This window comes from Pantoea sp. ACRSB (genome assembly GCF_022346905.1).
GTDB classification, from domain to species: domain Bacteria; phylum Pseudomonadota; class Gammaproteobacteria; order Enterobacterales; family Enterobacteriaceae; genus Pantoea; species Pantoea piersonii.
Genome location: NZ_JAKRNL010000002.1, coordinates 273,449 through 288,427, shown reverse-complemented (window position 1 = coordinate 288,427; position 14,979 = coordinate 273,449). Strand labels below are relative to the sequence as shown.

General features: G+C 62.7%; 13 protein-coding genes. 12 read left to right on the top strand and 1 reads right to left on the bottom strand.

The genetic code is table 11. The features are described from left to right. Nucleotides 1-44 precede the first annotated feature (44 nt). The 6 genes from MHZ89_RS07655 (at nucleotide 45) to MHZ89_RS07630 (ending at nucleotide 8,070) form a co-directional block, all read left to right on the top strand. A complete protein-coding gene (locus tag MHZ89_RS07655) occupies nucleotides 45-557 on the top strand; it encodes an Lrp/AsnC family transcriptional regulator (protein WP_120453460.1) in 513 nt (170 codons plus the stop codon). A gap of 241 nt (nucleotides 558-798) precedes the next feature. Further along, nucleotides 799-1,245, top strand: coding sequence for a GNAT family N-acetyltransferase (locus tag MHZ89_RS07650; RefSeq protein ID WP_311782506.1), 447 nt, complete (start codon nucleotides 799-801; stop codon nucleotides 1,243-1,245). Between the two features lie 16 nt (nucleotides 1,246-1,261). Further along, on the top strand, nucleotides 1,262-3,313 hold the full coding sequence (locus MHZ89_RS07645; RefSeq protein ID WP_311782505.1) for a hydantoinase/oxoprolinase family protein: 2,052 nt from the start codon (nucleotides 1,262-1,264) through the stop codon (nucleotides 3,311-3,313). 2 nt (nucleotides 3,314-3,315) lie between these two features. Next, nucleotides 3,316-5,277: a hydantoinase B/oxoprolinase family protein gene (locus MHZ89_RS07640; protein WP_311782504.1), complete on the top strand. Its 1,962-nt coding sequence runs from the start codon at nucleotides 3,316-3,318 to the stop codon at nucleotides 5,275-5,277. Nucleotides 5,278-5,333: 56 nt separating this feature from the next. Next, entirely contained in the window at nucleotides 5,334-7,112 is a 1,779-nt protein-coding gene (locus MHZ89_RS07635) for a thiamine pyrophosphate-requiring protein (RefSeq protein WP_126689898.1), read from the top strand. Nucleotides 7,113-7,227: 115 nt separating this feature from the next. Beyond that, nucleotides 7,228-8,070: an oxidoreductase gene (locus MHZ89_RS07630; RefSeq protein WP_311782503.1), complete on the top strand. Its 843-nt coding sequence runs from the start codon at nucleotides 7,228-7,230 to the stop codon at nucleotides 8,068-8,070. A gap of 35 nt (nucleotides 8,071-8,105) precedes the next feature. On the opposite strand, the gene MHZ89_RS07625 is transcribed toward MHZ89_RS07630, so the two are convergent. Beyond that, nucleotides 8,106-10,265 (bottom strand): EAL domain-containing protein, encoded by a 2,160-nt coding sequence (locus MHZ89_RS07625; RefSeq protein WP_311782502.1) that lies wholly within the window; start codon nucleotides 10,263-10,265, stop codon nucleotides 8,106-8,108. Between the two features lie 304 nt (nucleotides 10,266-10,569). On the opposite strand from MHZ89_RS07625, the gene phnF reads away from it, so the two are divergent. Genes phnF through phnK form a run of 6 tightly spaced genes read left to right on the top strand, consistent with a single transcriptional unit; the run spans nucleotide 10,570 to nucleotide 14,972 of the window. After that, entirely contained in the window at nucleotides 10,570-11,283 is a 714-nt protein-coding gene (gene phnF, locus MHZ89_RS07620; protein ID WP_269950126.1) for a phosphonate metabolism transcriptional regulator PhnF, read from the top strand. Then, nucleotides 11,283-11,729, top strand: coding sequence for a phosphonate C-P lyase system protein PhnG (phnG, locus tag MHZ89_RS07615; RefSeq protein WP_120453474.1), 447 nt, complete (start codon nucleotides 11,283-11,285; stop codon nucleotides 11,727-11,729). The genes phnF and phnG overlap by 1 nt, the downstream gene beginning before the upstream one ends. Next, nucleotides 11,729-12,304: a phosphonate C-P lyase system protein PhnH gene (phnH, locus tag MHZ89_RS07610; RefSeq protein WP_311782501.1), complete on the top strand. Its 576-nt coding sequence runs from the start codon at nucleotides 11,729-11,731 to the stop codon at nucleotides 12,302-12,304. Before phnG ends, phnH begins: the two co-directional genes overlap by 1 nt. Next, nucleotides 12,304-13,380 carry a carbon-phosphorus lyase complex subunit PhnI gene (locus MHZ89_RS07605; RefSeq protein ID WP_311782500.1) on the top strand — a complete coding sequence of 359 codons (1,077 nt, stop codon included), beginning with the start codon at nucleotides 12,304-12,306 and terminating at the stop codon, nucleotides 13,378-13,380. The genes phnH and MHZ89_RS07605 overlap by 1 nt, the downstream gene beginning before the upstream one ends. Beyond that, nucleotides 13,373-14,221 carry an alpha-D-ribose 1-methylphosphonate 5-phosphate C-P-lyase PhnJ gene (locus MHZ89_RS07600; RefSeq protein WP_120453486.1) on the top strand — a complete coding sequence of 283 codons (849 nt, stop codon included), beginning with the start codon at nucleotides 13,373-13,375 and terminating at the stop codon, nucleotides 14,219-14,221. The genes MHZ89_RS07605 and MHZ89_RS07600 overlap by 8 nt, the downstream gene beginning before the upstream one ends. Next, nucleotides 14,211-14,972 (top strand): phosphonate C-P lyase system protein PhnK, encoded by a 762-nt coding sequence (phnK, locus tag MHZ89_RS07595; protein ID WP_120453488.1) that lies wholly within the window; start codon nucleotides 14,211-14,213, stop codon nucleotides 14,970-14,972. Before MHZ89_RS07600 ends, phnK begins: the two co-directional genes overlap by 11 nt. Nucleotides 14,973-14,979 lie beyond the last annotated feature (7 nt).

The following is a 14,979-nucleotide window of genomic DNA, read 5'->3' as shown; positions in this document are numbered from 1 at the left end:
ACCATCAGCACGTCCTGCACAATTGGTTAACAATGAGGGGTGGTATGAACGGCTTAATGAAACTTGACCGCATTGATATCAACATCCTGGTGCAACTGCAAAAAGATGGCCGTATCAGCAACGTTAATCTCGCCGATGCCGTGGGACTTTCGCCCAGCCCGTGCCTGCAGCGCGTCAAGCGCCTTGAGCAGGCGGGCTTTATCACCGGCTATGAAGCCCATATCAATCTCACCAAAATCACCGATTCGGTTACGGTCTTTACCGAAGTGACGCTCTCCGGCCATCGCCGCGAAGATTTTATGAAGTTCGAGAGCGCGCTGCGCGAGGTCGATGAGCTGATGGAGTGCCACCTGATCACCGGCGGCTACGACTATCTGCTGCGCTTTATCACCCGCAGCATTGAGCACTATCAGGAAGTGATTGAGAAGATGCTCGATGCGCAGATCGGCATCGATAAATACTTTAGCTATATCGTGATCAAATCGCCGGTAATGAAGAGCAGCGTGCCGCTGCGCTCGCTGATTACGCGGCAGAACGATGTGCTGGGCACAGTCTAAACGCAACAGCTTCCTCTTCTTTTGGCCCGGTAATCGGGGCCATCCTGTTCGGAAAAAACGCCTCAGGACACTCAGCCCCATAAGGGGCTTTTTTTAGTGCCGAACCCTGCGCTTTCAGGCAGCATAAAATTTCTTTTCAGCCCGTTTTTCACCTTATCTGACTGGTTCGCCGCGCCTCTTCAGCCGCGTCGGCTGACCGGGCGCATTTACTATAAACCCATGCCGCGACAAGGAGTTATTAATGACTGCACTAATAATTGCCGACCATATCTGGCAGCGCGACGACTTTACCCTCTCCACCAAACGGACACGGCTGGACATGGACTGGATCCATGACCAGCTGGCCGAACGCTCTTACTGGGCGAAAGGGCAGTCGCGCGCCACAACCGAGCGGGCGGTTGCCGCGTCGCTGCCGTTCGGGCTTTACCACGTCGATACGCAGATCGGCTTTGGACGGCTGATTACCGACTACACCCGTTTCGGCTGGCTGTGCGATGTGATTATCGACGAGGCGTGGCGCGGACATGGCTTAGGCAGCTGGCTGGCAAGCTGCGTGCGCGAACATCCAGAGCTTGCCACGGTGCGGCGCTGGATGCTTTCAACAAATGATGCTCATCAGATCTACCAGCGGCTCGGCTGGCGCGTAGTGCAGGAGCCGCACAAGCTGATGGAGTTCCCTCTCTCCTGACACTGGAGCGACACAGATGCGTTACCGCGTTGGCGTAGACATTGGCGGATCTTTTACCGATTTCGCGGTGCTGGATCGGCAAACTAATCAGATCCATACCCTGAAAGTGCTGTCGCGGCCCGATGCGCCTGGCAGCGAAATTCTGACCGGACTGGCAAAGTTTGCCGAGCGCGACGGCCTTGACCCGGCAGAAATTGGCTACTTTACCCACGGCACCACGGTCGGCATTAACGCAGTGATCCAGCGGCGCGGCGTGCGGCTGGCGCTGTTTGCCACCGAAGGCTTCTGCGACGTGCTGGAGCTGGCGCGACTGAAAATCCCCCATATTCACGATCTCTTTTCCCGGCGGCCCGCACCGCTGATAAGCCGCGACCGCGTTTTCGCTATTCGCGAGCGCACCGACCGCGACGGCAGGGTGCTACAGGCTGTGGATCGCCAGAGCGTACTGGCGGCCATCGAGCGGGCGCGTGAGGCGGGCTGTCAGGGCATCGTGGTGGCGCTGCTGCACAGCTACCGCAACCGGCATAACGAGGCGGCGGTCAAGGCGATTGTCGAGGAGGTCGCGCCCGATCTGCTGACCTGTTGCTCTGCCGATATCTGGCCGATTATTCGCGAATATGAGCGCACCATCACCGCCACCATCAACGCCTACGTGCAGCCGATGGTCATCAACTATCTGGAAAAGTTTGAAAGCGCGCTGCGCGCCAGAGGCGTGACGACGCCGCCGCGCATCACCAAATCCAACGGCGGGGTGATGGGCGTTGAGCAGGCGAAGCGCGAATGCGTGCAGATGGTGCTCTCCGGCACCGCCTCAGGCGTTATCGGCGCCAGCTATCTCGCCAGCGCCTGCGGTTTTGATCGCATCCTCAGCCTCGATATCGGCGGCACCAGCGCCGACGTGGCGGTGATTATTAATGGCGAAGTGGCGCAGGGCAACGGCGAGATGATCGGCGACTTCCCGGTCTATATTCCCTCGGTGGCGGTGACCTCGGTCGGGCAGGGCGGCGGTTCGCTGGCGTGGATCGACGCGCAGGGCGTTATGCAGATGGGGCCGGACAGCGCCGGTTCGCTGCCTGGCCCGGTCTGCTTCCAGCGCGGCGGCACCCAGCCGACCGCCACCGACGCCTTCGCCGCCTGCGGCATGATTGGCCATGGCGATCTCGGCTACCACGCGGTGCAGGTCGATGTCGCCGCCGCGCGCGCGGCCTGGCAGCCGCTGGCCGATCGCCTCGGCGTCTCGGTGGAGCAGACCGCGGAAACCGCCATTGATCTGGCGATCTCCAGCATGTACAGCGACACCAGCGGCCTGCTGTCGCGTTTTGGCCTCGACCCGCGCGAATTCTGGTTCCTCGCCTTTGGCGGCGCGGGGCCGATGATGGGCTGCTTTCTGGCGCGCGAACTCAATATGAAAGGCGTTATCGTGCCGCCGACGCCCGGCGTGCTGTCGGCGCTGGGCGGGCTGGTGGCGGATATCCGCAATGACTTTATCCGCACCCTCTACAGCGATCTCAACGCACAGCTGGCGGACCGGCTGGCGACCGAGGCGGAGAGCCTGAGCCAGCGGGCGCAGGCCTGGCTGACGGCGGAGCATGGCAAAGAGATGCCGTTCACGCTGCAGTTCAGCGCCGATATGCGCTATCGCGGCCAGTCATTTGAGATTGACGTGCCGCTGGAGGCGGTGTGGCTGGCGAACGCCGACGTGGCGGCGCTGCATATGGCTTTCGACCGGCAGCATCATCAGCTGTTCGGCCACAGCGATGCCGCCGCGCCGGTACAGCTTATCAACCTGCGGCTGGTGATCGCTTCGCCCACGCCGAAACCCACGCTGAAAACGCTCCCGGCGGCCAGCGAACCGGTGCAGGCGGCGAAGCGGGTTGAGGCGTGGATAGATGGCGCCTTCCATCAGGTCGATCTGGTGCTGCGCGCTGCGCTGCGCCCTGGCCACCAGCTGCGGGGGCCGGTTATCGTGGCGCAGGATGACTGCACCACCTGCGTGCCGCCGCGTATGCAGGTAGAGGTGGACAGCTTTGGCAACCTGTTAATTACTCCCCTGGGCGAGGAGCCGTAATCATGGCTATTGACGGACGTAACCTGCAAATACTCGCCAACTACTGCGCGGCGGCGGCCGACGCGATGGCGTTTACCCTGATGCGCACCGCGCACTCCACCTTTGTGAAGGAGACCGAAGATTTCTCCTGCCAGATCGTCAGCCGCGACGGGCTGGCCTTCGCCTCGCCACGCAGCTTCGGGGCGCCCTGGTACAGCGGCATCGACTATGCGCCTGTGCTGGCGCTGATCGGCGACTATCGCGAAGGGGACATCTGCATCACCAACGACGCCTATGCAGGCAATGTAGCGACCCATTCGCCCGATATTCATATCTGGAAGCCGGTATTTTACGCCGGTGAAATCGTCTGCTTTGTCGTCGGCCATATTCACAATACCGATATCGGCGGCGCGGTGCCCGCCTCGCTGTCGCGCTCGCTTACCGACATCGTGCAGGAGGGCATTCGCATTCCGCCGCTGAAGATTATGCGCAACGGTGAGCTGAATGAGGATGTGGCGCGTATTCTGCGCCTTAACGTGCGCGTGCCGGAGCAAAACTGGGGCGACTTCAAGGCGCAGATCGCCTCGGTCAATATCGGCGAGCGTAAGATCCATGAGATTATCGCCCGCTTCGGCGTCGCTGATTTTCTGCAGGGGATCGAGGGAATTCTCGACTATGCCGAACAGCAGGCGCGCGCCATTATCCGCACCATCCCTGACGGCGACTATTTTTACGCCGATTACGCCGATGAAGATGGCGAAGGCGGCTATCCCTGCCGCGTGGCGATTACCCTGCGCGTGCGCGACGATACGCTGGAGCTGGACTACACCGGCAGCGATCCGCAGCTCGCCTCGTCGCTGAATATGCCGACCGGCGGTCGCGAGCGCCATCCGCTGGCGCTGGTCGGCGTCACCTACGTGCTGGCGACGCTGGAGCCTGGGCTGCTGCTTAACGCCGGCACGCTGCGCCCGACGCGCGCTGTCTTGCCGCCAGGTACGGTGATGAACTGCGAAGCGCCCGCCGCCGTCGGCATGCGGTCGCTTACCTGCGCCCTGTCGCAAATCGCCACCGTCGGCGTTTTTTCCCTGGCGCTGCCGGAGCGACTGCCAGCGAACTCGCCGGGCGGCAATTCCATTATGAATATTCGCACGCTGGACGCGCACAACCGCAGCGTGGTGGCATCGCTTGGGCCGGTCGGCGGCGGCGCGGGCGGCACGCCGCGTCACGACGGGCCGGATGGATCGGGCGGGCTTTCCGCCTTCCTGAAAAATACCCCGATTGAGATCAACGAAGCGGAAGTGCCCATTCGCTTCCTGCGCTACGGTCTGGCACCCGACAGCGCCGGGCCTGGACGCTTTCGCGGCGGGCTGGCGACCGAAATGGCCTTCGAGATTTTCACGCCGGAGACCACCGTCACCGCGCGCAACCGCAACCGTTCGGTGTTCGCCTCGGCAGGCGCGGCGGGCGGCTGTGCGGGTGGCCTTTCTCATTTTCGCACCCTGCGCGACGGCAAGGTGCTGGAGCATGGCAACCGCGACGTAATCCACTGCCAGCCGGGCGATGTAGTCGAGGTGCGCGGGCCTGGCGCGGGTGGCTACGGCCTGCCCGCGCAGCGCGACGTCGGGGCGGTGCTCAGCGATGTGCGCTGCGGTTTTCTCAGCGCGGCAGCGGCGCGCGAGCAGTATGGCGTGGTGATAACCGATGGCGAGGTAGATGCGGCGGCGACAGCGCAGCTGCGCGCCGCGATGCCACAGCAGGCGAAGGCGCATTTTCATCACGGCGAGGCGCGCGAGGCGTTTGAAGCGTGCTGGACACCGGAGCGCTACCGCTTGCTCACCGCCTTTCTTGCCGACGCGCCGGTAAGCTGGCGTCATTTTCTGAAAACGCAGGTATTTCGCGCCGTCGAGCAGGCAGGTGAAGCGGCGGATATGGCGCAAATATTCAGCGATTTACGGCTGCGCTTTCCTGCATTAGCAGGCGAATAAGCCAGATTGTCGTCTACCCTTAATCTCTGACACGGATTTTCAAGGAGGCGACAACGATGAGCATGAAAACCAGCGATTTCTTTGTGCAGCGGCTGAAGGCCTGGGGCGTAACCCGTATTTACGGCTATCCCGGCGACGGCATTAACGGCGTGCTCGGCGCCATCCAGCGCGCCAATGAGAAGGGCGACGGCATTGAATTTATTCAGGTGCGGCACGAAGAGATGGCGGCCTTTATGGCGGCCGGTCACGCCAAATTTACCGGTGAGATGGGCGTCTGCCTCTCAACCGGCGGACCGGGCGCGACCCATCTGCTCACCGGCCTCTACGACGCAAAAATGGATCACGCGCCGGTGCTGGCGATTGCCGGCCAGGCGGAAGTCACCGCGCGCGGCGCCAGCTATCAGCAGGAGATGAATCTTGATCGCGTCTTCGCTGACGTAGCCAACTTTGTGCAGGAAGCCGCCGCGCCCGCGCAGGTGCGTCATCTGATCGATCGCGGCGTGCGCATCGCCAAAGCGCAAAACGGCGTGGCGGTCGTGATTGTGCCGAAGGATATTCAGGACGAACCCTGGGAAGCGCCGAAACATCTACACGGCTTTACCCACTCCGGCCCCGGCTATCAGCGCCCTAAAGTGGTGCCTTACGAGGCGGATTTGCAGCGCGCTGCCGAGGTGCTTAACGCCGGTAAAAAGGTCGCCATTCTGATTGGCGCAGGCGCGCGCGGCGCGGCGGTGGAGGTGGTGCAGACCGCTAACGTGCTGGCGGCAGGCGTCGCCAAGGCGCTGCTCGGTAAGGATGTGCTGCCGGACGACGCGCCTTTCGTCACCGGCTCTATTGGCCTGCTCGGCACCAAACCGTCGTGGGAGCTGATGCAGAACTGCGACACGCTGCTGATGATCGGCAGCGGCTTCCCCTGGACCGAGTTCCTGCCGGAAGAGGGCAAGGCGCGCGCGGTTCAGATCGATATCGACCCGGCGATGCTCGGCCTGCGTTACCCCTGTGAAGTCAACCTGCACGGCGATGCGGCGGAAACCCTGCGCGCGCTGCTGCCGCTGCTGGAACATAAAGAGGACCGCAGCTGGCAGGAGGAGATCGCGGTACAGGTGCGTGACTGGTGGAAGGTAATGGAAGATCGCGCCCACGCGCCCGCCAACCCGGTTAACCCGCAGCGCGTGGTGTGGGAAATGTCGCCGCAGCTGCCTGATAACGCCATCGTCACCTCTGATTCCGGCTCCTGCGCCAACTGGTTCGCCCGCGACTATCGCGTCAAGCAGGGCCAGCGCGCTTCGCTCTCTGGCGGCCTGGCCTGTATGGGCGCGGCGGTGCCGTACGCTATTGCCGCGAAATTCGCCCATCCCGATAAGCCAGTGGTCGCGCTGGTGGGCGACGGCGCGATGCAGATGAACAATATGGCGGAGCTGATCACCATCCAGAAATACTGGCAGCAGTGGAGCGATCCGCGCCTTATCGTGTGCGTCTTTAATAACCAGGATCTTAATCAGGTCACCTGGGAGCAGCGCGTCATGGAGGGCAACGCGCGCTTCGAGGCGACGCAGCAGCTGCCGGACGTGCGCTACGCGCAGTTTGCGGAAACGCTTGGCCTGCAGGGTATCTTCGTGGATAACCCGGATGAGCTGGAGGACGCCTGGCGCCGCGCGCTGAGCGCCGACCGTCCGGTTGTGCTGGAGGTGAAAACCGATCCGGAGGTGGCGCCATTGCCGCCGCATATCACCTTTAAGCAGGCGAAAGCCTTTATGAGCTCAATGGCGAAAGGCGATCGCGGCGCAGCGCAGATCATCAGCGATACCGCCAGCCAGCTGCTGCATAAAAAGTAGAGGCACAAAGCGTTAAGCGGCCCCGTCGCGGGCCGCTACTCTTAGCCTCTCTCTTTCCCCTGGCCGTTCGCGTCGGGGCACAGGCGATTCGCCACAATCCATTTGGGAGTCACTCATGGCTACAGATAAAAATCCGGTGTGGTTTATTTCGGGATGCTCGACAGGTTTTGGCCGCGAACTGGCGCAACAGGCCATCGCGCGCGGTTTTAACGTGGTGGTGACGGCGCGCGATACTGCCAAAGTGGCCGATCTGGTTGATGGCCGCAGCAACGCGCTGGCGGTAAGGCTCGACGTCACGCGTGCCGACAGCATCAACAGCGCGGTGAATGCGGCGCTGGAAAAGTTCGGCACCATAGACGTGCTGGTGAATAACGCTGGCTACGGCTATCAAAGCTCGGTGGAAGAGGGCGAAGACCAGGCGATCCGCGACCAGTTCGAAGCGAACGTTTTCGGCCTTTTCGCCCTGACGCGCGCTGTGCTGCCGACCATGCGCCAGCAGCGTCGCGGGCACGTCATCAATATTACTTCGGTAGCGGGCTTTATCGGCTTCGCCAGCTCCGGCTACTACTCCGCCAGTAAACACGCGGTTGAAGGCTGGTCGGACTCGCTGGCGGCAGAAACCGCGTCGCTCGGCATTCACGTCACCTGCGTCGAGCCAGGCCCGTTCCGCACCGACTGGGCAGGCCGTTCGCTGCATCAGACGCCGAGCACGCTGCCGGAGTATGCGGAAACCGCTGCGGCGCGCATGAAGGCGACGGCGGAATACAGTGGCACGCAGAAAGGCGATCCGGCGCGCGCCGCGCAGGCGATGATCGCCATCACCGAACAGGCTAATCCGCCGCGTCATCTGGTGATGGGCGCGTGGGGCTATGATGCGGTGACGGCGAAGCTGAAAGAGCGTCTGGCGCAGATCGAAGCCTGGAAGCAGACCTCTATCGAAACCGATTTCCCGGAATAGTAGTGCGAGCGCGCTCCGTCAGCGCGCGCTTTTCCCTAGCTCATCCAGTCGCCCAGCCGCTCAAGCGGAACCGCCTTGCTGAACAGATAGCCCTGCAGCTGATTGCATCCCGCGTCGGCCAGCGCGCTCATCTGTCCCGGCGTTTCCACCCCTTCAGCAGTAACGGTCAGCCCCATCGCATGCCCCAGTTTCACCACCGACTCGATAATCGCCACAGAATTTTCCGCCACGCCCAGCGACTGGGTAAAAGAGCGGTCGATCTTGATCTTATCCACCGGAAAGGTGCTGAGGTAGTTAAGGCTGGAGTAGCCGGTGCCGAAATCATCCAGCGCGATGCGGAATCCCGCGTCGCGCAGCGCGATAATAATGGCGCGCGCCTCATGCTCATTTTCAATCAGCACCCCTTCGGTGATCTCCAGCTCGATACGCTGCGGATCGCCGCCGCTTTCGCGTACGATATCAACCATGCGCGCCACAAATCCCGTGGCGCGGAACTGTACCGGCGACACGTTCACCGCCACCATTAAGCCGGAGAAACGCTGCTGGGTCAGGCAGGCCTGGCGCAGCACCCACTCGCCCAGCGGAATAATCAGCCCGGTCTCTTCGGCGATAGCGATAAAATCCCCTGGCGCAATGGTACCGCGCGTCGGATGATCCCAGCGCAGCAGCGCTTCGACGCCCACCATACTTTTGCCGTCGATATCTACCAGCGGCTGATACCAGACCGCCAGCCCCTGATAGCTTTGCAGCGCGGCGCGCAGGTCGGCAGCAATGCTCTGCCGCGTGCGGATCGACTCATCCATTGCCCTTTCGAACTGGCGATATTTTCCACGCCCGCTGCTTTTGGCTTCGTAGAGCGCGATATCCGCTTTGCGCACCAGTTCCTGGCGATCAAGGCCATCTTTTGGCGCCAGCACCAGCCCGATGCTGGCACCGCTCCACACCTCGCCGCCGAATAGCGGAAAAGGCTGGCTGAGCGCGTCGAGAATTCGCTGCGCCAGCGCCTGCACCTGCCCGATGTTTTCAACCTCCGGCATCACCAGAATAAATTCGTCGCCGCCGATGCGTCCTACGGTATCGCTGGCGCGCACCAGGCCGCAAAGGCGCTGGGCCACGGCAATAATCAGCTCATCGCCCGCGTGATGGCCGTAGGTGTCATTGATATTTTTAAAACGATCGAGGTCGATCAGCATCAGCGCCACGCGCTGCTCCTGTCGCGTCGCCTGCGCCAGTGCCTGGGTCAGGCGTTCTTCTACCAGCGCGCGGTTCGGCAGGCCGGTCAGCACGTCATGAAACGCCAGATGCAGCGCCTGCGCTTCGCTGGCGCCGAGCTTCAGCATCGACTGCGACAGCTTAAGGGAAGAGGTCCAGAGGCGGCGCACCATATAGAGGCAGAGCAGCGTCACCACCAGTACGGCGATGCCGGTCGAAGGGCCGACGGAGCGCAGCATCTCCGCGCCGGGCCGCGCCGGGTCCCAGTTAATGTAGCCGACTCCGCCTCCCGCCTGCGACGTCAGCATAAAGCGCGCCGGGGCCGTGGGCGGCGCGCCGGTGTCGGAAAAGCTCAGTCCTTTTAGCTGACTGCGCTCCGCCAGCGAGGCGAGGTAGCCGTCGTCGAGAAACTTCAGGCTGACCAGCCTGAAGCGAGGCGCCGACTGCATATCGCGGCGAATATCACCAATCGCCAGCGCCGCCACGCGGCCCTCAATACGGGCGAAGTCCGCCTCCTCCTGGAGCGGGTCTGCGCGCAGCAGGGCGCTGGCTAAAATCGCCTGCACGCCGGGATCGCGCTCTGGCGACGGCAGAAGAGCGCCGTCGCGCCACGCCTGCACCGGCCGACGGGCGTCGTCCAGCACCATAATTAGCTGGTGGCCGAACATCTCATAGAGCCAGCGGCCAACGTTATCATCCATCCATCGCTGGTCGGGCTGAACCGCTTCAAGATGCTCTTCCAGCGGCGTCCAGCGCGACAGGCTGTGCAGCTGGCGCTGATGTTCCGCCAGGCTTTGCGTAAACGAGGCCTGGATCATCCGCTGCTGTTGCGCCTGCGCTTTCTGATTAGTGATCGAGGTACTGAGAAAAAGGCCGGTCCCGGCGCCCGTTAAGGTCAGGAGCAGGATCGCCGCCAGAGGCAATAACACTTCACGAATAAAACTGCCGCGAAAGCCCGCGGAAAGTTTGGTGCTGTTAATCATTTTCATTTTTCACGTAACAAGGATGTGTCAGTTATTAAACTAGCAGAAATCCCTCAGGCTGCACTGCGTCTGGTCTCAGAGTTTGTTATTGAAAAAGCAATGAAATCTCTATGCCGTTTCGCTGAGAAAAAAGTTTAAAAATTCTTACCAAACCACCAGGTGTTTCCACGGCTGCGGGCGAATTCATCGTCGCGTCACTGCACAGTCACCATCCTGTCATCTGCGCAGGTCAAGGTAATGCCCAACACGCAGCCGGGCTTACCGCTGCTTTCCCCACTCAGTCAAGGTTGAGGATCTGTTCAAGATGGAGATATCCAGACATCCGACCACTGTTTACCAGGCCGTCGCCGCGCAGCTTGAGCAGGCGCTGCGGGAGAACTACCGCAGCGGCGACTATCTGCCTTCCGAACAGCAGCTGGCCGAACGCTATGAGGTGAACCGCCACACGCTGCGCCGCGCGGTGGACGAACTGGTCAATAAAGGTCTGCTGCAGCGCCGTCATGGCGTCGGCATCCTGGTGCTGATGCGTCCTTATGACTATCCGCTGCATGCGCAGGCGCGCTTCAGTCAGAACCTGATGGAGCAGGGCAGCCATCCCACCAGCGAGCGGCTGCTGGCGGTAGTACGCCCGGCCAGCGCCGACGTTGCCAGCGCGCTGGGGGTTGTCGAAGGCGACAGCGTTATTCATCTGCGCACCCTGCGCCGGGTTAACGGCGTGCCGGTCTGCGTGATTAACCACTTTCTGCCTGACCTGAACTGGTGGCCGTCGCTGCAGCGCTTCAGCAGCGGCTCGCTGCACGACTTTCTGCTACAGCAGGGCGGCCACCAGCTGGTGCGCAGCCAGACCCGCATCAGCACGCGCCGCGCCCAGGCCAAGGAGTGCCGTTTGCTGGAGATTGCGCTGCACGCGCCGCTGCTCTGCGTGCGCACCCTGAACAAAACCCGCGACGGCGCGCTGGCGGAGTATTCCGTCAGCCTGACGCGCGGCGACATGATCGAACTGACTCTGGAGCATTGATGGAAAGCTTAACGCAACGACAGCAGTGGCTTTCGGTACTGGCGCACAGCAGCGCGTCGGCGCTGGCTGAGCACTGGCAGGCGCTGCATCTCGCGCCGCGCTTCTCGCTGATCCGCCCGGCGGAAATCGGCCTGACGCGCCTGATGGCGCGCATGGGCGCCAGCGGCAAGCGCTTTGTGATGGGCGACGCCACCGTCACGCGCGCCGTGGTGCGGCTGGAGGATGGCACGCTCGGCTACAGCTACGTGCTGGGGCGCGACAAGGCGCACGCCGAGCGCTGCGCCCTGATTGACGCGCTGTTGCAGCAGCCGCAGACCCATGCGCTGCTGACGGAAAAAGTGATAACGCCGCTGGCGGCCCTGCGCGAGGAGCAGCGCCAGCTGCGCGCGCGGGAAATCGCCAGCTCAAAAGTAGATTTCTTTACGCTGGTACGCGGAGACAACTGATGACTTTACTGGCTAGTTTTAACCATCCGGTGGCCGATGCGCAGCGCGCGTTCCGTCGCATTCTGAAAGCGATGAGCGAACCGGGCGTGATGGTATCGCTGCCGCTGGCACAGGGCTGGGGCACGCTGTCACCCGCCGCGACCGCGGTATTGCTGACGCTGGTGGATCAGGAAAGCCCGCTGTGGATCGATCCGCAGGTGGATAACGATATTCTGCGCAGCAACCTGCGCTTCCATACCGGCGTGCCGCTGAGCGAACGCTGCGACGCGCCTTTCGCGCTGAGCCATGCCAGCAGCAACCCCCGTCCGGCGGATTTCGCCGCAGGCGACAACCTGGCGCCGGAAAAGAGCACCACGCTGATTATTGAGGTGCCGTCGCTCAACGGCGGGCTGACGCTACGCCTTTCAGGGCCAGGTCTGCGCGAATCGCGCGCCATCGCGCCGCAGCTGCCGGAGAGCGTGCTGGAGTATCTGCGCAACCGTCCGCATCCTTTCCCGCAGGGCGTCGATCTGATTTTTACCTGCGGCGAAGCGATGATGGCGCTGCCGCGCACCACCGACGTGGAGGTGTGCTGATGTACGTAGCCGTTAAAGGGGGCGAGAAGGCGATCGCCAACGCCCATCAGCTACAGGCGGATCTGCGGCGCGGCGCGCGCGAGGTAGCGGAGCTGGGCTGCGATCAGGTCGCGCAACAGCTGGGTCTGGCAGTCGATCGCGTGATGACCGAAGGCGGCATCTACGATCCCGAACTGGCGGCGCTGGCGATCAAGCAGGCGAGCGGTGACCTGGTGGAAGCTATCTTCCTGCTGCGCGCCTACCGCACCACGCTGCCGCGGCTTGCCGACAGCGCCCCGCTGGCGACCGGTGAGATGCGGCTGGAGCGCCGTATTTCCGCGGTCTATAAGGATCTGCCGGGTGGACAGGTGCTCGGCCCGACCTATGACTACAGCCACCGCCTGCTCGACTTTACTCTGCTGGCTAACGGCGAAGCGCCTGCCGCGCCGCGCGACGACGAGGCGCTGGCTGCGCGCTGCCCCCATATGTTCGCCATGATGAGCGACGAGGGGCTGGCGGCGCGGGAAACAGACGACGGCAGCGAGCCTGTGGATATTACCCGCGAGCCGATGGAGTTTCCGGCCAGCCGCGCGGCGCGCCTGCAACAGCTGGTGCGCGGCGACGAAGGTTTTCTGCTGGCGCTCGGCTACTCCACCCAGCGCGGCTATGGCCGTACCCATCCCTTCGCCGGCGAGATCCGCACCGGCTACCTCAGCGTCAGCATCTGCCCGGAAGAGCTCGGCTTTGAGCTGGAGATCGGTGAAGTGCTGCTGACTGAATGCGAGATGGTTAACGGCTTCACCACCCGCGGCGAAGAAGCGCCGCACTTTACCCGCGGCTATGGCCTGGTGTTCGGCCGCGCCGAGCGTAAAGCGATGGCGATGGCGCTGGTGGATCGCGCCCTGCAAACCCGCGAGCATGACGAACGTATCACCAGCCCGGCGCAGGATGAAGAGTTCGTGCTGGCGCACGCCGACAATGTCGAGGCCGCTGGCTTCGTCTCCCATCTAAAACTGCCGCACTACGTCGATTTCCAGGCGGAGCTGGAGCTGCTGAAGCGTCTGCGTCAGGATCATCAGGAGCGCAATCATGGCTGAGCTGACCGGCTATAACCCTGGCTATCTCGACGAGCAGACCAAGCGCGCCATCCGCCGCGCCATTCTGAAAGCAGTGGCGATTCCTGGCTATCAGGTGCCGTTCGCCGGGCGCGAGATGCCGATGCCCTACGGCTGGGGCACCGGCGGCATTCAGATCACCGCCAGCGTGATTGGCGACGCCGACGTGCTGAAGGTGATTGACCAGGGCGCGGACGATACGACCAATGCGGTATCGATTCGCCGCTTTTTCCAGCGCGTCAGCGGCGCGGCGATTACCGAACGCACCACCGACGCCACGCTGATCCAGACGCGTCACCGCATTCCGGAGACGCCGCTGGAGGAGGATCAAATCCTGATTTTTCAGGTGCCGATCCCGGAACCGCTGCGCTTTATCGAGCCGCGCGAAACGGAAACCCGCACCATGCACGCGCTGGAAGAGTATGGCGTGATGCAGGTGAAGCTCTATGAAGATATCGCGCGCTACGGGCATATCGCTACCACCTACGCCTATCCGGTAAAGGTTAACGATCGCTACGTTATGGATCCGTCGCCGATCCCGAAATTCGATAACCCAAAGATGCATATGATGCCCGCGCTGCAGCTGTTCGGCGCAGGCCGCGAAAAGCGTATTTATGCGCTGCCGCCCTTTACCAAAGTTGAGAGCCTCGACTTTGAAGATCACCCCTTTACCGTACAGCAGTGGGATGAACCCTGCGCGCTGTGCGGCTCGCGCCACAGCTATCTCGACGAGGTGGTGATGGATGACCAGGGCACGCGCCTTTTCGTCTGCTCCGACACCGATTTTTGCCACCAGCAGCAGGAACAGAAACATGCACAGTGAACAGCCGCTGCTTGCGGTCAATAACCTGACGCACCTCTATGCGCCGGGCAAAGGTTTCGAAGAGGTGAGCTTCGATCTCTATCCCGGCGAGGTGCTCGGCATCGTCGGCGAATCCGGCTCCGGCAAAACCACGCTGCTGCGCAGCCTGTCGGCGCGCCTGACGCCGCAGCAGGGCAACATTCTCTACAGCCAGCGCGATCTCTACGCGCTGTCGGAGAGCGACCGTCGCCGCCTGCTGCGCACCGAATGGGGCGTAGTGCATCAGCATCCGCTCGACGGGCTGCGCGCACAGGTCACCGCGGGCGGCAATATCGGCGAGCGGCTGATGGCGGTGGGCAACCGCCACTATGGCGATATCCGCGCCCAGGCGAGCCGCTGGCTGCAGGAAGTGGAGATCGCGCCCAACCGCATCGACGATCTGCCCACCACCTTTTCGGGCGGTATGCAGCAGCGCCTGCAGATTGCCCGCAACCTCGTTACCCAGCCGAAGCTGGTGTTTATGGACGAGCCGACCGGCGGCCTGGACGTGTCGGTGCAGGCGAGGCTGCTCGATCTGCTGCGCACCCTGGTGCGCGAGCTTAACCTGGCGGTGATTATCGTCACGCACGATCTCGGCGTGGCGCGCCTGCTGGCGCACCGGCTGCTGGTGATGAAGCAGGGCCGCGTGGTGGAAAGCGGGCTGACCGACCGCGTGCTGGACGATCCGCACCATCCCTACACCCAGCTGCTGGTTTCATCGGTGCTCAACTAATGACGGA

Coding starts and splice junctions, on each gene's coding strand:
- phnG (WP_120453474.1), top strand. CDS start 11,283: ATGGAAAGCTTAACGCAACGACAGCAGTGGCTTTCGGTACTGGCGCAC.
- phnH (WP_311782501.1), top strand. CDS start 11,729: ATGACTTTACTGGCTAGTTTTAACCATCCGGTGGCCGATGCGCAGCGC.
- MHZ89_RS07625 (WP_311782502.1), bottom strand. CDS start 10,265: ATGATTAACAGCACCAAACTTTCCGCGGGCTTTCGCGGCAGTTTTATT.
- MHZ89_RS07645 (WP_311782505.1), top strand. CDS start 1,262: ATGCGTTACCGCGTTGGCGTAGACATTGGCGGATCTTTTACCGATTTC.
- MHZ89_RS07655 (WP_120453460.1), top strand. CDS start 45: ATGAACGGCTTAATGAAACTTGACCGCATTGATATCAACATCCTGGTG.
- MHZ89_RS07605 (WP_311782500.1), top strand. CDS start 12,304: ATGTACGTAGCCGTTAAAGGGGGCGAGAAGGCGATCGCCAACGCCCAT.
- MHZ89_RS07650 (WP_311782506.1), top strand. CDS start 799: ATGACTGCACTAATAATTGCCGACCATATCTGGCAGCGCGACGACTTT.
- phnK (WP_120453488.1), top strand. CDS start 14,211: ATGCACAGTGAACAGCCGCTGCTTGCGGTCAATAACCTGACGCACCTC.
- phnF (WP_269950126.1), top strand. CDS start 10,570: ATGGAGATATCCAGACATCCGACCACTGTTTACCAGGCCGTCGCCGCG.
- MHZ89_RS07600 (WP_120453486.1), top strand. CDS start 13,373: ATGGCTGAGCTGACCGGCTATAACCCTGGCTATCTCGACGAGCAGACC.
- MHZ89_RS07640 (WP_311782504.1), top strand. CDS start 3,316: ATGGCTATTGACGGACGTAACCTGCAAATACTCGCCAACTACTGCGCG.
- MHZ89_RS07630 (WP_311782503.1), top strand. CDS start 7,228: ATGGCTACAGATAAAAATCCGGTGTGGTTTATTTCGGGATGCTCGACA.
- MHZ89_RS07635 (WP_126689898.1), top strand. CDS start 5,334: ATGAGCATGAAAACCAGCGATTTCTTTGTGCAGCGGCTGAAGGCCTGG.